General features: G+C 49.0%; 24 protein-coding genes and 1 tRNA gene. 13 read left to right on the top strand and 12 right to left on the bottom strand.

Annotated elements, in window-relative coordinates; all coding sequences use genetic code 11:
• Positions 1 to 49 precede the first annotated feature (49 nt).
• Positions 50 to 766: a sugar isomerase domain-containing protein gene (locus K4H28_RS15130; protein WP_221005969.1), complete on the top strand. Its 717-nt coding sequence runs from the start codon at positions 50 to 52 to the stop codon at positions 764 to 766.
• A gap of 290 nt (positions 767 to 1,056) precedes the next feature.
• On the opposite strand, the gene K4H28_RS15125 is transcribed toward K4H28_RS15130, so the two are convergent.
• Positions 1,057 to 1,374, bottom strand: coding sequence for a hypothetical protein (locus tag K4H28_RS15125; RefSeq protein ID WP_221005968.1), 318 nt, complete (start codon positions 1,372 to 1,374; stop codon positions 1,057 to 1,059).
• Positions 1,374 to 2,360: a patatin-like phospholipase family protein gene (locus tag K4H28_RS15120; protein ID WP_221005967.1), complete on the bottom strand. Its 987-nt coding sequence runs from the start codon at positions 2,358 to 2,360 to the stop codon at positions 1,374 to 1,376. The genes K4H28_RS15125 and K4H28_RS15120 overlap by 1 nt, the downstream gene beginning before the upstream one ends.
• Before the next feature lie 213 nt (positions 2,361 to 2,573).
• Here K4H28_RS15120 and K4H28_RS15115 point away from each other — a divergent pair, with 213 nt between their 5' ends.
• On the top strand, positions 2,574 to 2,855 hold the full coding sequence (locus tag K4H28_RS15115; protein ID WP_221005966.1) for a helix-turn-helix domain-containing protein: 282 nt from the start codon (positions 2,574 to 2,576) through the stop codon (positions 2,853 to 2,855).
• Between the two features lie 59 nt (positions 2,856 to 2,914).
• Here K4H28_RS15115 and K4H28_RS15110 read toward each other — a convergent pair whose 3' ends face one another.
• From K4H28_RS15110 to K4H28_RS15100, 3 genes are all read right to left on the bottom strand, one after another.
• Positions 2,915 to 3,202, bottom strand: coding sequence for a hypothetical protein (locus K4H28_RS15110; RefSeq protein ID WP_221005965.1), 288 nt, complete (start codon positions 3,200 to 3,202; stop codon positions 2,915 to 2,917).
• 207 nt (positions 3,203 to 3,409) lie between these two features.
• Entirely contained in the window at positions 3,410 to 4,465 is a 1,056-nt protein-coding gene (locus K4H28_RS15105; protein ID WP_221005964.1) for a 3-deoxy-7-phosphoheptulonate synthase, read from the bottom strand.
• A 146-nt stretch (positions 4,466 to 4,611) separates the two neighbouring features.
• Positions 4,612 to 4,938, bottom strand: coding sequence for a hypothetical protein (locus K4H28_RS15100; protein ID WP_221005963.1), 327 nt, complete (start codon positions 4,936 to 4,938; stop codon positions 4,612 to 4,614).
• Positions 4,939 to 5,187: 249 nt separating this feature from the next.
• Here K4H28_RS15100 and K4H28_RS15095 point away from each other — a divergent pair, with 249 nt between their 5' ends.
• Positions 5,188 to 6,501 (top strand): anaerobic C4-dicarboxylate transporter family protein, encoded by a 1,314-nt coding sequence (locus tag K4H28_RS15095; RefSeq protein WP_221005962.1) that lies wholly within the window; start codon positions 5,188 to 5,190, stop codon positions 6,499 to 6,501.
• A 51-nt stretch (positions 6,502 to 6,552) separates the two neighbouring features.
• Here K4H28_RS15095 and blaOXA read toward each other — a convergent pair whose 3' ends face one another.
• The 3 genes from blaOXA to K4H28_RS15080 form a co-directional block, all read right to left on the bottom strand.
• Positions 6,553 to 7,350 (bottom strand): class D beta-lactamase, encoded by a 798-nt coding sequence (gene blaOXA, locus K4H28_RS15090; RefSeq protein ID WP_221005961.1) that lies wholly within the window; start codon positions 7,348 to 7,350, stop codon positions 6,553 to 6,555.
• Between the two features lie 102 nt (positions 7,351 to 7,452).
• A complete protein-coding gene (locus tag K4H28_RS15085) occupies positions 7,453 to 7,809 on the bottom strand; it encodes a hypothetical protein (RefSeq protein ID WP_221005960.1) in 357 nt (118 codons plus the stop codon).
• Positions 7,810 to 7,975: 166 nt separating this feature from the next.
• Positions 7,976 to 8,758, bottom strand: coding sequence for a TFIIB-type zinc ribbon-containing protein (locus tag K4H28_RS15080; RefSeq protein WP_221005959.1), 783 nt, complete (start codon positions 8,756 to 8,758; stop codon positions 7,976 to 7,978).
• On the opposite strand from K4H28_RS15080, the gene K4H28_RS16825 reads away from it, so the two are divergent.
• The 3 genes from K4H28_RS16825 to K4H28_RS15070 all read left to right on the top strand — a co-directional run bounded on the left by K4H28_RS16825 (position 8,757) and on the right by K4H28_RS15070 (position 10,501).
• A complete protein-coding gene (locus tag K4H28_RS16825) occupies positions 8,757 to 8,888 on the top strand; it encodes a hypothetical protein (protein ID WP_255573557.1) in 132 nt (43 codons plus the stop codon). The two genes, K4H28_RS15080 and K4H28_RS16825, sit on opposite strands and share 2 nt — an antisense overlap.
• 55 nt (positions 8,889 to 8,943) lie before the next feature.
• Complete coding sequence (locus tag K4H28_RS15075; RefSeq protein ID WP_221005958.1) at positions 8,944 to 10,095, top strand: pyridoxal-phosphate-dependent aminotransferase family protein; 1,152 nt, start codon at positions 8,944 to 8,946, stop codon at positions 10,093 to 10,095.
• A 199-nt stretch (positions 10,096 to 10,294) separates the two neighbouring features.
• On the top strand, positions 10,295 to 10,501 hold the full coding sequence (locus K4H28_RS15070) for a DUF2061 domain-containing protein (protein WP_221005957.1): 207 nt from the start codon (positions 10,295 to 10,297) through the stop codon (positions 10,499 to 10,501).
• A 259-nt stretch (positions 10,502 to 10,760) separates the two neighbouring features.
• Here the strand turns inward: K4H28_RS15070 and K4H28_RS15065 are convergent, their stop codons facing one another.
• Positions 10,761 to 11,786, bottom strand: a complete 1,026-nt coding sequence (locus K4H28_RS15065) for an alpha/beta hydrolase family protein (RefSeq protein WP_221005956.1) — start codon at positions 11,784 to 11,786, stop codon at positions 10,761 to 10,763.
• A 253-nt stretch (positions 11,787 to 12,039) separates the two neighbouring features.
• Between K4H28_RS15065 and K4H28_RS15060 the strand changes: the two genes are divergently transcribed.
• From K4H28_RS15060 to K4H28_RS15040, 5 genes are all read left to right on the top strand, one after another.
• Positions 12,040 to 12,789, top strand: coding sequence for a GNAT family N-acetyltransferase (locus K4H28_RS15060; protein WP_221005955.1), 750 nt, complete (start codon positions 12,040 to 12,042; stop codon positions 12,787 to 12,789).
• Positions 12,790 to 13,014: 225 nt separating this feature from the next.
• On the top strand, positions 13,015 to 13,380 hold the full coding sequence (locus K4H28_RS15055; protein ID WP_221005954.1) for a hypothetical protein: 366 nt from the start codon (positions 13,015 to 13,017) through the stop codon (positions 13,378 to 13,380).
• 322 nt (positions 13,381 to 13,702) lie between these two features.
• Positions 13,703 to 15,316: a methyl-accepting chemotaxis protein gene (locus tag K4H28_RS15050; protein WP_221005953.1), complete on the top strand. Its 1,614-nt coding sequence runs from the start codon at positions 13,703 to 13,705 to the stop codon at positions 15,314 to 15,316.
• A 329-nt stretch (positions 15,317 to 15,645) separates the two neighbouring features.
• A complete protein-coding gene (locus K4H28_RS15045) occupies positions 15,646 to 17,259 on the top strand; it encodes a methyl-accepting chemotaxis protein (RefSeq protein ID WP_221005952.1) in 1,614 nt (537 codons plus the stop codon).
• Positions 17,260 to 17,376: 117 nt separating this feature from the next.
• Positions 17,377 to 17,559, top strand: a complete 183-nt coding sequence (locus K4H28_RS15040) for a DUF1289 domain-containing protein (RefSeq protein WP_221005951.1) — start codon at positions 17,377 to 17,379, stop codon at positions 17,557 to 17,559.
• A gap of 46 nt (positions 17,560 to 17,605) precedes the next feature.
• Here the strand turns inward: K4H28_RS15040 and K4H28_RS15035 are convergent, their stop codons facing one another.
• Complete coding sequence (locus K4H28_RS15035) at positions 17,606 to 17,887, bottom strand: peptidylprolyl isomerase (RefSeq protein ID WP_221005950.1); 282 nt, start codon at positions 17,885 to 17,887, stop codon at positions 17,606 to 17,608.
• A gap of 257 nt (positions 17,888 to 18,144) precedes the next feature.
• Here K4H28_RS15035 and K4H28_RS15030 point away from each other — a divergent pair, with 257 nt between their 5' ends.
• Both K4H28_RS15030 and K4H28_RS15025 read left to right on the top strand, forming a co-directional pair.
• Positions 18,145 to 18,657 carry a DUF6841 family protein gene (locus tag K4H28_RS15030; protein WP_221005949.1) on the top strand — a complete coding sequence of 171 codons (513 nt, stop codon included), beginning with the start codon at positions 18,145 to 18,147 and terminating at the stop codon, positions 18,655 to 18,657.
• A 102-nt stretch (positions 18,658 to 18,759) separates the two neighbouring features.
• Positions 18,760 to 19,269 carry a hypothetical protein gene (locus K4H28_RS15025; RefSeq protein WP_221005948.1) on the top strand — a complete coding sequence of 170 codons (510 nt, stop codon included), beginning with the start codon at positions 18,760 to 18,762 and terminating at the stop codon, positions 19,267 to 19,269.
• Between the two features lie 47 nt (positions 19,270 to 19,316).
• Here the strand turns inward: K4H28_RS15025 and K4H28_RS15020 are convergent, their stop codons facing one another.
• Positions 19,317 to 20,318, bottom strand: coding sequence for an SPM autocatalytic domain-containing protein (locus tag K4H28_RS15020; protein ID WP_221005947.1), 1,002 nt, complete (start codon positions 20,316 to 20,318; stop codon positions 19,317 to 19,319).
• A 214-nt stretch (positions 20,319 to 20,532) separates the two neighbouring features.
• A tRNA-Gln gene (locus K4H28_RS15015) sits at positions 20,533 to 20,609 on the bottom strand.
• Positions 20,610 to 20,809 lie beyond the last annotated feature (200 nt).

The raw sequence follows: 20,809 nt of genomic DNA, 5'->3' as shown, positions 1-20,809 counted from the left end.
TGCAGGGTGCGGCATCCCGTCACGACTGTTTTCACCCAGAGAGGCTCTGATGTTTGAATATGTCACAAAGCTACAAGACCGGATCACCACATTAATTGAACAGAATGCCACGCAGATGCCAGTGGCTGCCCAATGGTTTGCCGATGCGATCGTCAATGACCAAATGATTCATATTTTAGGCACCGGCCATTCGCACATGATTGGTCTGGAAGGCTTTATTCGTGCAGGCGGCTTGGGCAATATTAATGCGGTGCTCGATTCCACCGTGACCACGGCCGATGGCGCACTGCGTAGTTCAGCCTTGGAAAAACTGCCGGGCTTGGCTGCGATTTTATGGGCGGAGCAGCCGATTGCGGCGGGTGATTTAATCGTCGTGATTTCTAATTCTGGCCGCAATGCATTGCCGATTGAGTTTGCCCAACTGGCCAAAGAAAAAGGCCATCGCGTTATCGCGATCACCTCGGTCGAACAATCCAGCCAAAACCCAAGCCGACATCATTCGGGACAGAAATTGATGAACATTGCGGATTTGGTACTGGATAACTGCGTGCCACCGGGTGATGGTTTGTGCGAGGTGAATCAGCAAGTGACGGGTGCTTTTTCGACGATTGCGGGTTGCGTATTGATTAATACCTTGGTGGTTGAATCGCAAAAAATCGCGCTAGAGCAAGGTGTGACGCCGAAGATTTTCTCTAGCCAAAATGTAGATGGGTTTAATAATGATGCGGTTTACCGGCATTTCCGCGGCCGACTGAAATCGATGTAATGCGGGCGATTTTTATGTCCTGCTGATGGTGTCAAGTGCCTGCGGCACGATGCTTTACAGTCGCAATCCGCGACGGGGACTTACTTTCTTTGCTTCGTCAAAGAAAGTAAGCAAAGAAAAACGACCCTATATCTGCACCGACTTCGTCGGCTTGATATTGAGGGATTTTAAATTCCAAGCCCGACGAGCGCAGCACAGCATCAACACGCATTGAGAATATTAGCGTAATACGGTATGTATATGCCCATAAGCAAATTGAAACAATTTCTGCACGGCGATACATCACATCATCAAAGCCTATTTTTTACCGAAAGCCACCGCAGCAATCCCCAAACCAGCAACCACAGCACAGCGGATAACAACAACACCGCGGGGATAAAATACAAAGTATGCGCAATATGAAAACCGCCGGGCATAAAGGGAAATTGCCCCGGCCACAGCCAATGCCCCAATAAAGCCAAGGGCAAGGTGTAAATAAAAATCCAAATATTCGCGAGACCATCTGGGGGCTGCTGCCAAAACTGCAGCAGCACCAACAAGCCGCCCGCCGCATAGCCGCCGGGGAGCCAGTACAGCGCCCTATTCAGCACTGCGCGCAATTTTTCCATTAACCGTTACCAAGCTGCGCACACGCATCGCGGTAGCCCACCTCAATTCGCGCAGCAATGCTTTTGGGCGAGAAATCCAGTGTCGTGCTTTGCTCGTCGGGCATCTGATTGGTAATGACTGTGGGCGCCAGCAACATGCGCAGGCGCGCGATGTCTTTAAAACCATCCATTTGGCGAATCGGCGAATTAGCTGGCAAGAGCTGATTGAGCGCGCCATACAGTTCGGCCAAACCGTTGTAATCCGCCATGCGTTCCATATCGCCAAGCACTTTGTTGGAGAATATAATTTCAAGCATACGATCTTGGGTTTGCGTGAGATTCCTAGGTAGCTGCCCTTTCAGTGGGAATAAATTCACAATGACAAAATGCGCATCACTATCGGCTGGCAGTGCATTAATCATCGCCCCCAGTGGCGCATTATCAAATAGGCCGCCATCCCAATAATGCTTGCCACCGATTTCAACCGGCGGAAACATCGGTGGAATTGAGAGCGAGGCGATGATGTGTTCCAGCGTAATACGTTGGCCATCGCGATTGGTGAAGGTTTCAATCTCACCACTTTCAATCTGCACCGCCGACAGTTGCACAATCGTGCTTGATGCATTGAGCTTATCAAAATCAACCAAGTCAGTGATCAAGTCGCGCAATGGATCGGCGGAGTACATCGAAGTCCAGTTGCGCATATTCCAGACATCCGTGCGCAAGCGGGACATATGTGGGTTGCCAAACAAGGATAAATTTTGCTCAACGATCTGCGGGGCAAATGGAATATTCGGTACGGTGAGCTTTTGCCACAAGGTTTCCAAAGCCGCCAGCGGATTAGCATCTTTACTGCCGACCAAGACCGCTGTATTGACGGCACCAATCGATACCCCGGCCACCATCTTCACGGGAAGCCTTGCTAATTCTTGCATACGGCGCAATACCCCAAGCTGATAGGCACCTAGTGCACCACCACCTTGCAATAATAATGCGATATTGTTCATGCCAGCTCCAATTCAACTTTAAATTATTCAATCGTCGAGGACGGGGCGAGACTACCGCCCACTTCAATAGACTAGTTCAATACCATTCAAATGCCATCTGGGCATTTTTAACAAAATATCAAAACACTATTACACATACAAGAAAATGCCAAATGATTAATATGAAATTGTCATCAATCAATTTGATTGAGGCAATTCAATAAGGAGCTAGGGATGTCTGATCAGTTAATTACTCCTAAAGCAATTCGTAAACAGCTTGGAATGAATCAACATGAATTCTGGAGCAAAATTGGCGTTACGCAAAGCGGTGGTTCTCGTTATGAAAGTGGGCGCAATATGCCCAAACCGGTGCAGGAATTATTGCGCGTGGTACACATTGAAGGAATCGATTTAAGCCAAATTCGTAAAGATGATATTCGCGCTTTGGAATATTTAAAAAGCAATCATCCGAACTTATTTGAACGAATTTACGACGAAGCACATAGCGCAGTGTGAACTTATGAATCATCAAAATCGGATAAGAAAAAAGCCGTGCAATCTGCACGGCTTTTTATTTAAGCCAAAACCAAACTATCGACGCGATGAAAAACCTTGGCCTTCCATGCAAGCGGCATGATCATCCGCACGGCCCGCTGAGGCACAAAACTGTTGAGCTTCTGAGAAAGTTCGTCCACCAGAACTCGAAGGACGATTGGGTCGATTCCAATTATTATTGGAGTTGTTGCTTTCATTCCAGCAACGCTCTCTAGCTCGTTCATTTTTAAAATCATTACAATTACGATGACTATCGTCGCGCTGATAACTCCAGCACTTATCCCGAGCTCTTTGGCTAGAAAGCTCATTGCAATTCATTCGTCCATTGTTATGATTATTTCTATTCTGCTCAAAGCAAATATCTCGAGCTCGATCATTTCTGATTTCATTACAATTACGATTGCTAGCAAATACAGTGCTAGATAGTGCAAATAAGAAAACGGAAATCATTAAGCGTTGAATTTGCATGTGCGGCCTCTCGTTCAGTGAATGGTGCGATGTCAATGGGTTCCTAATTAGCGCTGCGCTAAGCGTTTTGCAGCATCCAATAGCATCGTTTCCGTACTCGCCCAATCAACACAGGCATCGGTAACCGAACAACCATAAATTAATTGCGACAAATCGCTAGGGATTTTCTGATTGCCGGCAACGAGATTCGATTCAATCATCACGCCGACCAAAGCTTGGCTGCCATTCACTAATTGATTGACCACATCAGCCATCACCAAGGGTTGCAATTCGGCTTTTTTGTAACTATTAGCATGCGAGCAATCGACAATGATATTGGTCGGCAATTTGGCTTTTTGCAGTGCTTGCTCAGCCATCGCCACTGATACGGTATCGTAGTTCGGTCGACCATCGCCACCGCGCAGCACGACATGCCCGTACTGATTGCCGCGGGTGCGAACAACTGAAACGCGTCCTTGGCCATTCATCCCCAAAAACGCATGCGGGTGTGAGGCAGACAAAATGGCGTTAATCGCAATGCTGATATCGCCATCGGTGCCGTTCTTAAACCCCACTGGTGTGGATAAGCCCGACGACATTTCGCGATGCGTTTGTGATTCGGTGGTTCGCGCGCCAATCGCTGTCCACGCAATCAAATCACCGAGGTATTGCGGTGAAATGGGATCGAGCGCTTCGGTCGCCGTTGGCAAGCCCAACTCCAACACATCGAGCAAGAATCGACGGGCTTTTTCCATGCCCAGGCCGACTTGGAAAGAGTCATCCATCATCGGATCGTTGATGTATCCCTTCCAGCCCGTTGTGGTACGTGGCTTTTCGAAATATACCCGCATTACCAACAACATCGTATCCTTGACTTCTTCTTGCAGCGCTTTCAAGCGACGTGCGTATTCAAGCCCTGCCTCGGCATCATGAATTGAGCAAGGACCAACGACCACGATGAGTCGATTATCTTTTCGATCCAAGATGTTTTTCAGCGCTTCACGCCCAGCATTAACGACTTGAGCTGCATGCTCAGAAATCGGCAAACGGGCATGCAATTCTTCAGGCGTTGGCATGCTTTCGAATGAGGTGACATTGATATTTTCTAAATCTTGGCTGTTCATGAGAGGCCGCTCGGTCAAATAAAGATTCCCTATTATAAACATGTCATTCATGCAGCATCAGTAATTGCATCATTCGCGTTGGCCGATAAGGACGAAAAAAAAACCGCAACAGCGGCTTTTTTTTACGAGACTTATTCCATCGGCACTTACTTGCGACCGTAACGCTTACGGCGCGCCACCATCAAACCGAGTAAACCCAAACCCAGCATAGCGTAGAAATTAGTATGGTCATCCGTTGATTTTGCATTCGCAACAGGCCGAGCCGGAGTCCCCAAGATTGGGTGAATATTCGTCTGGCCAGCACCCGCTAAAATGCGCGGCTGTAAATCCTGCTCTAGACTGCCATTATTCGTTGCGAAGATTGCCGTGCCCTGCATCGCGCCCACGGCAGGCACCACGGCAGCTTGCGCTGAAACCGCTAAACCCAAGCCAATAAACACAAGTGCACTACTTACAAATTTACGCAACAACATGACAATATTCCTACAAAAATGCAATGTAGGCGCATTTTAACGGCGGGGAGATTACAACTCAATGACAAATAAATATATTTTGCTGCGCTTGCACATTTCTGTGTTGTTGTTCACTCGGGCATGACTCCAAGCTTGAACGAAACCGTGCGCTGAAAAATGCTAGTTATTAATACCCTTGTATTATGTAGATGGCTTACTGCGGCATGCCTAAATTAATGGCAACATACACGCAATTATGGAGATTTTATTTTGATTGCGATTGAATTATTAGTGGTGCTTGGCGCCATTTTATTAGGTGCGCGCATCTCGGGCATCGGCCTTGGCGTGATGGGCGGTTTGGGTTTGGCCATTTTGGTGTTTATTTTTGGCTTAAAACCAACGTCAGCACCGATTGATGTGATGTTGATGATTATCGCCGTGATTACGACAGCCGCCTGTTTGCAGTCTGCCGGTGGAATGACGTTCTTGGTGCAGGTTGCCGAGAAAATCTTGCGCCGCAATCCCAAGCGCATCACGTTCTTTGCGCCCTTAGTCACTTACTTTTTTACGCTCTTTGCCGGAACAGGCCACGTGGCCTACGCCGTTTTACCCGTGATTGCTGAAGTGGCGCATGAATCAGGCGTACGCCCTGAGCGACCTTTATCCATCGCAGTGATTGCATCGCAAGCGGCGATTACCGCCAGCCCGATTTCTGCGGCGACAGTCGCTTTGCTGGCTTTATTGTCGCCAGCAGGCATTCATCTCGGTGATATTTTGCAGATTGCGATTCCGGCCACCTTGATTGGCACAATGGCGGGCGCACTGATGGCAAGCCGCCAAGGTTGCGAACTGCATCTCGATCCGGTGTACCGCGAGCGGCTTGAGCGCGGTGATTTTGCGCAAAATCAGCAGCAAGCGTCAATTACGCTGCCACGCGGCGCACGCCTCTCAGTAGCGATATTTTTTATTGCAGTGACCACCGTCGTCTTGCTCGGTTCAATTCCAGCGTTACGGCCAACATGGCTGGTCAACGACGCCATTGTGCGGCTCGATATGGCGCAAGCGATTCAAATCGTGATGCTATCGGCCGCAGCCTTAATCCTGTTGCTATGTAAAGTCGACCCAGAAGAAGTCATTAAAAGCTCCGTCTTTCGGGCGGGCTCTGCGGCAGTCATCGGGATTTTTGGTGTCGCATGGATGGGTGACACGTTTATTCAAAACAATCTGGCGTTTTTTTCGGGCTCAATCCAAAACATCGTGACCGCACAGCCGTGGCTGTTTGCTGTCGCACTCTTTGGTATGTCGATTTTATTGTATTCACAAGCTGCGACAATCCGCGCGATGTTGCCGCTGGGGATTGCGCTGGGGCTGCCTGCGCCCGCCTTAATCGCAATGTTCCCCAGTGTGAATGGCTACTTTTTTATCCCCAACTACCCAACCGTGATCGCAGCAATCAATTTTGACCGCACCGGCAGCACCCGCATCGGCAAATATCTGCTCAATCACAGCTTTATGCTGCCCGGCTTAGTGTGCTCAATTACTTCTGTTTCAAGTGGCTTTGTACTTGCCAGCATTTTGCTGTAGTTGCTGCAGCACTCAAGCAAAAGGCCATCATTTCGATGGCCTTTTTCAATTTCATTTCACTACAGGAAGCAATCCCTGCGTGCGTAAACTAGCCTTGGCGATCTCAATTCGCTTAGGCAAATCACTGGCATCCGGGATATCCATATTCAGCGCAAAACTATACAACTTGCCGTCTTGCTCAACCCAACCCACAAACCAGCCGATTGAAGGTTGCTTGCGGCCAGTCCAACCCGTTTTACCGTATAGCTTCCAATTTTTACCGACTTCCAACAAGGCAATCTCACGCACCGCTGCCTGCATTTCTGCCGGATAAGGCAATGCGCCTTGCGCAAGGCGGGTTAAAAATTGCACCTGTTCAATCGCGCTGATGGTTAAGCTGCCGTTGAGCCAAAATTGATCCACACCGCCAGCAATTTGGTGATTACCATAATTGAGTTGGTCGAGTTGCTGTTGCATCGCTGGCAATCCAATTCGCCGTGCCAATTCCTGATACGCCGCCACATTCGAAATCGGCAGCGCCCCGCGCAAACCCATATCGTGTTCCCATGATTTGAGGTATTTGGGCTGGCCATCGTGATGATAAAAGACATCATCCACACTACTCACGGCGCCCGTGGCCAAACCAATCAAACTATTGGGGATTTTAAACGTCGAAGCAGGAGAAAACCGCGTCGCCGCACGATCGGCATTGTGGCCAATCCAGCGCTGCGCCTTCACATCGAGCATGGCAAAAGTGCCGCTTGCCTTCGCCTGTGAGAATTGCGCGCTGATTTTTGGCTCAGCAATCAGCTCAATCGCCATCGTCGGCGCCATCACAAAGCACAGCAAGATCAATAAAAATCGGTACATCTCAACTCAACCTCTCCATCATCGATGGTGAGATTATGCCGAAACGGGCTAATTTTGCTGTGGGTAATAATGCGGATTGCGGGCGCGACGCGAGTCAAACGCTTAAAACTTAATGCACGCCCGACCCGCACCGAGGGCGTAACACGGGCAATTGGCAAAGAAACCATCAGGTTTCACGACCAAGGAATGCGCATCGATTTTGCACCAACGCTGGCTACTCGGCTCTTGTACATGATCGATATCGTTGTTGTTGCTACTACTTTGTCCGGCTGCGATGGTATAAAACCCATGGTCGTCATCCCACACTTTAACTGCAACTGGGCTTTGGTTGATCACTCGACCATTGAGCGGCCACGGCCAATGACCATCGCGTTCTTTTTCTTGCAGAATAAAAAACGCCAGCGCCACGCCAAGTAGGCTCAGCACAATCAGGCCAAAGAAGAATTTTTTTGCAGTCATAGCAATATTTTAAAACAAGCAGGGCGTTATTCTAGACGCGAGACATGATAAAGACTTCATTTCATCGCGATGAATAATAAAGTCCATAGTGCTTAACAAGATTAATTGGCAGGGTATATCGATATAGGCAACATACAAAAATAGCTACATTAAGATACCCGTTGAATTATTTTTTCATCCACCAAGCTGCCGCACTACCCGCCGCCAACAAATACACGGGCCAGCTCAAGCCAATCAAAAACCACAGCAAGACCGCCAGCACCGTGCCAACCAACCAAGCAGGAAGGTCCTCACTCATCGGCTGCGCTTTACTGTCTCGATTTAAAAGCTGCGCTAAGTCTTCGGGCAATTCATTACTTGCAGACTCAACATTGGCTTGGTATTTCACGGGAGCGACATTGCCATTTGCAGCATCAATCCGCGCTTGGCGTGCCATTTCAGCCTCGACGTGCTGGCGACCGCCCGCCTCCATCCATTCGGCCAGCACCGTGAATTCGCCATTATCCAACCACACGCCGTGCCCACGACACTCGTCGACAATCACAGCGATGTGTTTGCTAAAGGCGTTACGGTTCATCATTTTCTGGCAAACAGGGCAAGGCTTATAACGCACCGCGTCGGGCTTCACCCGCTGCTCAATAATTTGCTTAAGTCGACCGTGATTGATTTCTCGGACTTGCCCAGCGACATGATCCAGCGTGATTTGCAGCGCGCCCGGGGCAAAATGCAGCCCAAAACACGTCGTGCAATGCCCCACTGTCGCGCCCATCCCCGCGCCCAAGCGCAGCAATTGCAAATCGCCACAACCATTCGGGCAGGGCAATTCGCTGTGCTCAGCCAGCACCTTAAAATCACGAATCGCGAGCAAATCCACCGCATTGTGCAAGCCGCAATACGTACAAACCAATTGATCTACTGGCAGCGCCGCGCCACATCCGGTGCAATTCATGGCATTTATTTCCTCATTCAGTCCGGCTAGCTTAGGTCGCCGCATCTGTGTTGCGAAGTCGATTTTGTGGAATGTTGGTCAACAGACACAAGGCTGTGTCGCGCATGCTGCAGCTGCAACAAAACCGTGACCGCTTTTTGCCACGCAGCCATAATGAACCATCACCGATCTCACCGGAGCCTGTTATGTCTGAGCACACTATTTCTCAACCGCAAATCGCACCGTTTTTCCCCCCGCGCCGTACCTTGATGGGGCCGGGGCCGTCGGATGTTTATCCTAGCGTGCTGGCTGCGGGCGCAAAGCCGACCCTCGGCCATCTGGATCCGCTGTTTGTGGGCATGATGGATGAGGTGAAAACGCTGCTGCAATATGCGTTTCAGACGCAAAACGAGATGACGCTGGCGGTGTCTGCGCCGGGCTCCGCGGGGATGGAAGCGTGTTTTGTGAATTTGGTCGAGCCGGGCGAAAAAGTCATCGTTTGCCGCAACGGCGTGTTTGGTGAACGGATGCGCCAGAACGTAGAGCGCGTCGGCGCTGTGGCGGTGCTGGTCGATAATGAGTGGGGCACGGCAGTCGATGTGGCTGCGGTTGAAGCCGCACTCAAGGCCAATCCCGATGCGAAATTTCTAGCGTTTGTGCACGCGGAAACATCAACGGGCGCACGCTCAGACGCGCAGGCTTTGTGTGCGCTGGCGAAAAAATACGGTTGTCTGAGCATTGTTGATGCAGTCACATCCCTCGGCGGCATCGAATTGCGTGTCGACGCTTGGGGCATCGACGCGATTTATTCTGGCAGCCAAAAGTGCTTGTCGTGCGTGCCAGGCTTGTCTCCACTGTCGTTCTCACCCGCTGCGGTTGAAAAGCTCAAAGCGCGCAAAACGCCGGTGCAAAGCTGGTTCCTCGATCAAACCTTGGTGATGGGATATTGGGGTAATGCGACGGGAGCAAAACGCAGCTATCACCATACTGCGCCGGTCAACGCGCTCTACGCCTTGCACGAAGCATTGCGCCTACTCGCCGATGAAGGACTAGAAGCTGCTTGGGCACGCCATGCAGCAATGCACGCTGAGCTGCGCGATGGCTTGGAAAAAATGGGAATTGAATTTGTCGTCGCCGCCGCAGACCGCCTGCCGCAACTCAATACAGTGCACATCCCCGCTGGCGTTGACGACGCCGCAGTTCGCGCGCGCTTATTGAATGAATACAACCTCGAAATCGGAGCTGGCCTTGGCGCGCTGGCGGGAAAAGCATGGCGCATCGGCCTAATGGGCTACGCCGCCCGCCGCGAAAATATTGCGCTGCTGCTGAAGGCGCTGGGGGATGTGCTAGGGAAATAGCATACTCATGGGTATATCAATCTATACATTAATTAAAATAGTCTCGACTGATATACCCATACACAGCGTAATCCACTAACCCAAGCCATAGCAAATCACTATGAATTTGGTTGCAACAATCAATTTCATCAATCAAACACGAACCATTATCATTTGCCTGTCCGAATCCATTCCCGCTGATCGCAGCCGAGGAGGCAATATGTTAAAAACCATCACTTTCGCCATCGTTCACTTTAGCGTTGCGTTCAGCGTGGCTTATTTAATTACGGGCAGCCTTGGCGTTGCGAGCGCTTTGGCCTTGATCGAACCGATGGTGAACACAGTGGCGTATTTCTTCCACGAAAAAGCATGGGATGCCTACCGCGCGGCACAACAACAGGCGAATGAGATCTTGCACTTGAACTAGGCCGGATCAGATTTGGTATTGATGCTGCGCCACGCTCGTTGATCTGGGGCTTAAAAATCCCGTTTAAGCGCACCGAGTGAGGGAGAGAGACAAACAGTTTTATCGTTTGGCTCACGACGGATCGAGGGCATCGGGGACCGATGCGCGCCCGGGTCGCCTTCTTTTGCTTACTTTTCTTGGCGAAGCAAGAAAAGTGAGTCCCCGTCGCGGATTGCGACTGCAAAACACGGTGCACCCAGAGGGTGCGGGCTTTCATCAGTCACGGCAACAACCATTGCTGAAAATAGCGGCTAATTTTTTGATTCACCAACGCGGTTTCTTGCCGATCAAAGCCAACAGGATCGCCGATTAATCGGGCAACGAGCCCTTCTAGCGGTGAACGAATGGGCGACAGTAACGCACCATGGCCGCCTTTTTCAAAGTCGTGCAATACCGTGCAACTTTGGCAAGCGCGAACAATCGGGTCGCTATGAAATTGCGGATGCAGCCAAACGTCTTTACGCGCCGTAATCAGCGAAACGGGGATTTTGGGCTGCGCCAACGAGTTCAAATCAAACACGACACTATAAGGAACACCGGCCACAATCGCGGTGATGCGCGGGTCGGTGTGGCTTTGCCATGTCGCATCATTAAAGCGCCAGCGCAAAATCTGCCGCGCCATGAATACTTTTAAACCGTCAAACATCCCGCCATTCAATTCAAACAGCAAACCCACGCAGGCATGAAAATCAGCGCGAATATTGACATTGCAATGCTGCACCATATTTGCCGGCGACCAGCGCCCGCCCGCCAAAGTCAGCGCGGTTAAGCCGCCCGCCGAAATACCGTACATACCCACTTGGTCGAGTTTTAAGTTCGGTGCAAAACGTGGATCTTTAGCGATGACATCAATCGCGCTAGTGATTTCTTGGGGTCGAATCTTCCAACTCGTCGGACCTGCATCTTTGCCATTTTGATGGTTATCGCGCAGATGATCGGGTAGCGCAACGACAAAACCAGCCTCCGCTAACACGCCAGCCAAATCCGCATAATCCCACGGCGAACCGCCCGAACCATGCGACATCACAATCAAGCGTCCATTGCCTTTAAGCGGAGGCGCATCGGGTAAGGCAAAAACGGGCAAGCCGATTTTATTGAGTTTCTGATTTTGACCGCTGGCGGGATAAAACACCGTGACGGTGGAATGCTGAGCGGTCGCCGCAATTTCAGTCAAACCCGTTGCGGCGTGAACATGAGCCGCCAATACAATGATGCAAATACTCTGCATCCACATTTTTAAGCGCATGGTATGAGCCCGCAAGAGGAAGTGACAAATGAGAGACAGCTTAACAAAAGACGGTGAATGCACTGTGACGATTCAAATCAACGCGATTTGCCGACCCGATTGAGCCCCAGATACCGCCACAGCGAGACGGCAACCAAGACAAGGGCAAGCTATTGATCTATCGTCATTTTTTGTCATACCAAATTCACAAAATAAAAACCTTGCTGTAATAATCAGCTAGTAATTTAGCTAGCAAAACTCTGGAGAGAGAAAGATGCTAGTTGAAAGTTCTGCTTCAATTCATAAACATAAACGCACATTGACGGTGTCGATTGCCAGCAATCCAGAAACGATTTTGGCGGCGCAAGCCTTGCGCTATCAAGTTTTTGTTGAAGAAATGGGCGCACAAATCAATAGTAAAATCCCCGGCATCGATCAAGACCTATTTGACCGTTACTGCGATCACCTAGTGGCGCACGATGAAGACACGGGCGAAGTGATCGGTACGTATCGCATTTTACCGCCACACCAAGCGCAAAAAGTGGGCAGCTATTATTCCGATACCGAGTTTAATCTCACTCGCTTGCAAAATATTCGTCCACAAATGGTCGAGCTAGGCCGCACCTGCGTTCACCCGAAATACCGCAATGGCTCAACGATTGCGCTATTGTGGTCGGGTATCGCCAATTACATCCAGCAACATGGCTATCAATATCTGATTGGCTGCGCGAGTGTGCCCGTGAACGACGGCGGCCATTTGGCGGTGAACTTATACAAAAAACTCGCCGCTTCAGCGCTGGCGCCGATTGAATGGCGCGTGTTCCCAAACAATCCACTGCCGTTTTCAATGAACACCGTCGCGCAAAAAGTCGAAACGCCAGCACTGATCAAAGGCTATCTGCGCGCTGGCGCGATGATTTGTGGCGAACCGGCTTGGGACCCGTACTTTAATTGCGCCGATTTCTTAATGCTATTGCCAACCAAGCAACTGGACATGCGCTACGCGAAGCACTTTAATCGCTAAGCCAGAGCGGAAATCAAACCTGCTTGTCACAGCGCACGCTATAGCAAGCAGGTATCTCTTGGTATGCATTAATAATGCTTTTGCGGCAATACCCAACAGAAATTTTCATCACGCACACATTAAATGACATGCAAGGTGCCTCGCCTTGCAACCCGCCTGTGGAACAAATTAGCGCAAGCCAGAGCAGACAGCGTACTATATCAACACTGACAATGAGGGTGAACGATGAGTACGAAGTTATCAAAAGATGAAATGGCCTCACTAATCGAAGTGAGCCGCGGCCTGAAAAGCACGCGTTTAAGCCACGCTGTGTTTAAAAATATCAAAGTCCTCACAGGGCAAAAGCTGTGCGCTTACGAACGTAAAACCGGTATTTTGCAAATTACCGACTTGGGTAAACAAACAATTTTCATGGCGCTGTGTATCGACAGCCTGCGCCAACTCAAAGCCAATCCAACGCTCAAAATTAACGGTGAAGCACTGGCGTTTTTGCTGCGCAAAGGCCACCTCGAAACACGTGAAGGCGAAGTCGGCCATTTCATCACCACCAAGGGCGAAGAATCGCTCGCCGATATTGATTCACAAAAATAAAGTTCTACACTCCGTTGAGTTCTTGCTCAACGGAGTTCTTATGACCTATCCCTTTTTTGCACACCAAGCAAAGAACACAGCCACACCATCACTTCTAGTTTACGTTTTAGATAGTCAGAAACGTGAGCTCTGCTATAACAAATTTGTAATCCCACTGAAAAAATCAAGCCCAAACTCAATTCAAGCGCCAGCCACGCAACTCCCGTAGCCGCAAAATAAATTCGGTTTTTTAGAGGCTCAACGGTCAATTTAGATTAAATAGATCTAATTATTAGTACTATACTGACACATAACTTAACCCACCGAACAGGCAGGGCCTCAAATGAAGATTTCCCAAAAACTAATGCTACTGATTGCACTCGCCGCGCTGGCGATTGTACTAATTACAGCAGTCAACTTTAATAAATTTCAAAGTGTGAAAGAGCACTCAATCATGATCACTGATGATGCATTGCCATCCGTTATTTTAATTGGTGAAATTAACTTAGCGTTTGCCAATGCACGCCACGCACTTGTCGAACATGTCATTCAATCTAATGCGGACGAAAAAAAAGTAGTTGACACCAAATTAAACCAATACTTAGCTCAATTTGATGAAAAATTAAAAGCCTACGATCATTATGTTTCTAGCGCTGAGGGCCAGCAAAATATCGCCAACATTCGCAAAGAAGCTGATCAATGGATCGAAATTGGCAAGTTAGTCAAAATAGCTTCCGAATCAAACGATGCCGCAGCCGCAGAAGCCTTGGTCAAAACGAAAGCCACTCCACAAGCACAGAAAGTTGAAGAACAACTAATCATCGCAACCAAGCGTAATGAGGTAGGTGCGAATGAAGACAAAAAAGAAATTACCGAAGCGATTGCTGCTGCGATCAGTTTTTCAATTGGTACCGGTTTAATCTTAATTATTGCGATTAGTATCATCGGGCTGTGGATTGCGCGCAGCATCATTAACCCCCTCAACGCGATGCGCCAATTTGTCGTGCAACTGGGTACTGATTTTGACTTCACCCGCCGCGTCACGATCACCCAACAAGACGAAATCGGTGAATCACTCGAAGCAGTCAATGGCCTCATCAACACCCTGCAAAACAGCTTGCAACAACTCAATCGCATCGGTCGTGATGTCACCGGTACGGCCAGCGGCTTATCGAATGCCAGCCAGCAATTATCCAGCGCCTCTCACAATGTCAGCAATGCAGCATCCAGTATGGCAGCGGGGGTTGAAGAAGTGACGGTCAGTATTAGCCATATGGCCGACAGCGCCGATGAATGCGATCGCACCGCACGCGAAGCGGGGCAAATGGCCAGCACTGGCGGCACAGTTATTGAAAGCACCATCACCAGCATCAATCAAATTGCCGAAGATGTCCGTGTTTCGGCTCAGCAAATTGAATCCCTCAAAGATCGCACCGCCAGCATCAATGCAGTGGTCAATGTCATTAAAGACATCGCGGATCAAACTAATCTGTTGGCACTAAACGCTGCGATTGAAGCTGCGCGTGCCGGTGATTTAGGGCGTGGCTTTGCGGTGGTGGCCGATGAAGTACGTAAACTCGCTGAGCGCACAGCCAGTTCTACACAGGAAATTATCGGTACCGTAAGTGCGATCCAAAATGAAGCCAACATCACGGTGACGACGATGCAGCAAACGGTGCGCCAAGTGGACCTCGGCGTGGAGCGTGCGCAAGAAGCCAGCGATGCAATTTCCAAAATCCGCCAAAATGCCGATCAAGTCGTCGTGCAAGTCAGCGAAATCACCAGCACGATGCGTGAACAAAGCGCGGCGAGTGCAATGATGGCACAGCAAGTGGAGCAAGTAGCACAAATGTCAGAAGAAAGTAGCTCGGTAGCACAGAGCACCGCTGGCGAAGGTGAGCGATTGCGTCAATTGAGCCAAGAACTCGATTCCGCGATTGCACGCTATCGCGTCTAAATAAAACTGTTACCCCATTCAAGCCACAGCTCGCTGTGGCTTTTTTATTCTTATTAAAAATCATCTTCATAAGATCATATTCATCAACATCGGTGCCTTCACGCATAAATCATTGATGCAAGTTACGATTTCATTATCGACTTGAATGATAAATGAACACTTTTTCAAGCAATCGTTAAAGAATAGTAATAAAACAAATAAAGCTGATGATGACGAAACCGGAGTAGATAAAGAGCAACATAGACAGAGCAATTTAGAGAATACTAATACACCATTTGTTACACTAAAAAGAATTGGATTACTTTTGTAACTACCGAGGTTATATCGACATGAAAATCGCACACAAATTGGTCTCACTGGTGGCCCTCGCTGGATTAGCCATCATCATCCTCACAGTAGTAAGTTACTTTAAACTCCAAGATGTAAAAACACATTCCGCAGATGTGAGTGATAATGTCTTACCTTCAGTATTACTACTTTCAGATGCGCAACTCGAGCTTTCTGGCGCTAGGATCCACGCTTTAAATCAAATGCTACAAGCGGACGAAACCGAAAAGAAAGTCCGCGCAGATAATTTTAATCAAAGCATCGAAAAAACCTTAGAAGCGCTGAAAAAATACGAGTCTTATATCGTTGATGAGCTAGACCGTAAAAATATTGATACCTTTAAAAACGAACTCAGTGCCTATGCCACCGTCACACGGGAAGTGATGGCCCTATCGCAAGCTCAAAAACAAGAAGAAGCGATCGAATTAAGCCGAAGCAAAGCGGCACCACAAGCGCAGAAAGTACTCAGTGCGGCCACCGAAGCCGTAAAACTGAATCAGCAATACGTTGAGGAATCACGCAAAGAAATTAATAACGCAATCACATCTGCCGTTTCACTTTCCCTGACATTTGGCCTGCTTCTATTTGCGGTCATCTGCGTCATTGGGGTGATGATCGGGCGAAGTATTGTGAATCCACTCAATGGTATGCGCCAGTTCGTCGTGCAACTCGGAACGGATTACGACTTCACACGCCGTATGGCGGTGACACACCGCGATGAAATCGGGGAATCACTCGAAGCGATCAATGGCCTCATCAACACCCTACAAACCAGTTTGCAACAACTCAATCGCATCGGCCGTGATGTCACCGGTACGGCCAGCGGCTTATCGAATGCCAGCCAGCAATTATCCAGCGCCTCTCACAATGTCAGCAATGCAGCATCCAGTATGGCAGCGGGGGTTGAAGAAGTGACGGTCAGTATTAGCCATATGGCCGACAGCGCCGATGAATGTGATCGCACCGCACGCGAAGCGGGGCAAATGGCCAGCACTGGCGGCACAGTTATTGAAAGCACCATCACCAGCATCAATCAAATTGCCGAAGATGTCCGTGTTTCGGCTCAGCAAATTGAATCCCTCAAAGATCGCACCGCCAGCATCAATGCAGTGGTCAATGTCATTAAAGACATCGCGGATCAAACTAATCTGTTGGCACTAAACGCTGCGATTGAAGCTGCGCGTGCCGGTGATTTAGGGCGTGGCTTTGCGGTGGTGGCCGATGAAGTACGCAAACTCGCTGAGCGCACAGCCAGTTCTACACAGGAAATTATCGGTACCGTAAGTGCGATCCAAAATGAAGCCAACATCACGGTGACGACGATGCAGCAAACGGTGCGCCAAGTGGATTTAGGCGTGGAACGCGCGCAAGAAGCCAGCGATGCCATTTCCAAAATCCGCCAAAACGCCGATCAAGTCGTCATACAAGTCAGCGAAATCACCAGCACGATGCGTGAACAAAGCGCGGCGAGCGCGATGATGGCGCAACAAGTCGAACAAGTGGCACAAATGTCAGAAGAAAGTAGCTCGGTAGCACAGAGCACCGCTGGCGAAGGTGAGCGATTGCGTCAATTGAGCCAAGAGCTCGATTCCGCGATTTCCCGCTATCGCGTCTAAATAACAGCGCGAAGGACACACATCTGGCCACAGTAAACTGTGGCCATTTTTATTTGACCTTGTCAGCGAGAGCAGAATCCCGTCCAATAGCGACCTCACCACCCAACGGTAGTTACGATGAGTATCGCTTCACCTTGTATCAATGCCTGCCAACTCAACCCAAGCCGCGCGTATTGCCAAGGCTGCCTGCGCACGCTGGATGAAATTAGGGCATGGTCAAAGCTATCCGACCCAGACAAACTCGCTGTTTGGCAACGCCTAAAGCGAACGCCCTGCGAGCAGTCAATACAGACGGCATAAAAAAACCGCCACAGTTTGGCGGTTTTTTCTCGACTACAGGGCTGAATTAGCCGCGGCTAGTCACAACCAATAAATGGTAACCAAATTGCGTTTTAACAGGGCCTTGCACTTCATTGAGTGGTGCGCTGAATACGACTTTATCGAACTCGGGCACCATCATGCCAGGGCCAAATGAACCCAAAGCGCCGCCTTGCGCTGATGATGGGCAGCTTGAATTGGCTTTTGCCACTTCAGCAAAGTCCGCGCCCGCCAAAATTTCTTGTTTCAATGCTTCGCATTGTGCTTCTGTTTTTACCAATAGGTGACTGGCGGTAGCTTGAACCATCATTGAACTCCTGCAATTTGCTGTAATTGAATATCACGAACATTCATGATTTGACACTTACATGGCGCTAAAATCCGCCTTTTCAAGCGGCAATACATTCAATATCACACATTCCTGGCAAAAAATGTGCGGCTCACAAATCAAACCTTGCTAGAATCCGTAATAAAATTGCTACAAAATTTCCAAACAAGTCAGCCTAGGTTGAGTTTTCAAATTGATCCGCTGATAATTAAAGCCATGAACAACCTAGGAATTTTAAAATGAGTTTGGAAGAATTTTTTGAGCACTTCTCTGTTGTCTATTCACAACTGGATGTAGAAGGTGTCACTCAACTGTTCACCATGCCATTTTTCACACTAATTAACGATGAACGCACCGACTGGCCAGACATGCCACCGCTGTATGAAACCACGCAAGTACTGTTCAACTGGTACGCCGCACAAGGCTTTCACGACGCTCAATATAAAATCCTGAGTGTGCTAGAAATTAGTAGCACACTGGGTACCGCCCAACTCGCTTGGCGCGTCATGCGCAACGACGGAACACCGTGGGAATATCGAACCAGCTACCACCTCAAACGGATTGATGGCGTGTGGAAAATTGCGGGTGTGATTCAGTTTGAAGAAGAAACCCCGAATGTTGCGAGCTTGACCCAGCAATCTAATCACAATGATGCGCCCCTACTCGTGGTAGCGGAAGCTGCATTGCGCGATTCAATCACCAGACCGAATGCCCCCAAAGTCTCACAAGAAGCACTTAAGTCATTGATTTAATACACAGCGTATTCTTTTTGCAACAAGATGTAGTGTTTAGTTTTCAACTACATTAGTTTTGACTTATACATACTCCATGTACCACCGAAACTGAGTGTCATCATGGAAAATGCGATTTATCACAAAACGGCTCTTGGTCAGCAAGAAATTACCCAACGCAGCGGCTTAATCGGGCAAAAAGAGCGCCAAGTGCTCTTTATGATTGATGGCGCTCGACACAGTATGGCGCTAGCAGGGATGCTGCCCAATATCGATGTACTGGGTATTTTGCAAAAGATGCAGAGCCTCGGCCTGATTAGCTCGGTTTCGCAAAGTAAGACCATCGATCAAATTCAATTTTCCGGCCCGACCACCGTTGCGCCACAATTATCGCAAGATTTGAAGCAAAAACGCCAAATCGAAGCCGCTCGGCAAGTCATCCTCAAAGTGACGCAAGAATATCTCGGGCAAAGCTGGGAAGAACGTCTAGCTGAGCTACTGAGCACCGTGCGGCGAGCTGAAGATTTCGCGCCGATTGTTGAGCAATGGGGTGTGGCGCTCAGGCGTTCAGGCTACCGGGGGGCTGCCGATGTCGGTGAGCGTGAAGTGAAAGCCGCCTTGAGCGACCAATAAAAGCCACCAAGAGCCGCTAGTGCGGCTCTTTTCCATCACGCCAATGGCTAAGATTCAATCCGCTTTGTTGCCAAATCAATTTGCCGCACCACACCAGCCCCCATATGCTCGCCCAGCCACACACTACTCGCCCGAATTTGCCCCAATAGATCGCCCTGCTCTTTTAGGCTAAATTCAGTACTTACTGCAGTCACAGCCAAGGCCCCAACCCCCGCTTGGCTTAAAGTTTGCACCCCAGCGCCATGCTCTGCGGACTGCCAAAGTTTCAAGTCTTTAAATGCGCTATCGCCTTCATCAATCCAGCCATTCTGATCGTTATCCAAACTGGCTAATTCACTAAACCCGTTGCCCGTCTTCGGGCCAAACAACTCGCTACCGTTATCGGCCAAACCATTGCGATTTCGATCCCAAAACAAAAACGCCGATGTGGCATCTGGCATCCGCATTCGCTCTTTTTGACCGTCATTATCCAAATCAAACTCAACACTTGTTTCATGCAATTTTGCTGTTGGTGCTCCAAAATCCAAGACCAGCGGATCTTGTAATTTTAGCCAATCGAAACCCAGCTCACGTTTGATTTCGGTATCACGAGATAGTTGATAGTCCACCGCAAATTGCCGAGAGCTGCCATCGGCAAGGCAAACTTTGCCGTGAGCTGCAAAACTAGATTGCTCGCTTTCACGGATTTGCTCCGTCACCAAAACTTGCAATCTCGATCCTCCTCCACTGGCCGCTGGGTTCAGCTTCGTATCGCCTGCTGCAGGCGCGGTCATCTCAAGCGGTGATCCGCCACAACTGCACTCGCCATCACCAAACAACAGCGCCAACAGCGATTGAAAACGCTGTACCTTACTTTTTTCCAAAATCAGGGCTTGCGACTCATCCTGTTGCGACTGAATGCGGGGTAATAGCGCATTGATTTCTTCAGTCAATTGTTTTGAAAACGAATTGGCGGTTTCAGCTGACATATTGAGCTGTATTTGCAGTTTTGATTCCTGCAACAGATGGTGCTCACTACTGAACTTAAGTTCTGAATGCTGAACTTTCATGATGTTCTACCTCGCTCGTGGTGGAACACCAAATCACGCATAAAGCGTGCCCGTCTTAGTGAAAAATACGAAATGCAGACCAGATTAAAACGAGAGTGAGTGGGTATTACCACAGCGGTAATATAAAGCAATAGCTAGAAGGCAATACTTCAGCATTGCATATATTTTAGGCAATAAAAAAGAGCCGCATCAGCGACTCTTTTTTACTATATTCTGGCAGGGGAAGAAGGATTCGAACCTTCGCATGCTGGAATCAAAATCCAGTGCCTTAACCAACTTGGCGACTCCCCTAACGCTTGCCAAAACTTAATTTAGCAACTTAGGGGGCGAATAATACCTGATGTTTTTTAAAACAGTAAGCTTTTTTTTAAATTTTTTTCGTGAAAAATAGCATTTTTATGCAAAATCAAGCACCTAAGCCCAATGGCGTTTATCTAGCACGCTATATTCCGGCACTTCACGGTAGAATGCAGCCCTGCTTATACTTATGT

The sequence above is a fragment of the Deefgea tanakiae genome, assembly GCF_019665765.1.
Classification (GTDB): Bacteria; Pseudomonadota; Gammaproteobacteria; order Burkholderiales; family Chitinibacteraceae; genus Deefgea; species Deefgea tanakiae.
Note: the sequence above shows the minus strand (reverse complement) of the source record. Positions and strands in the feature narration are given on the sequence as shown.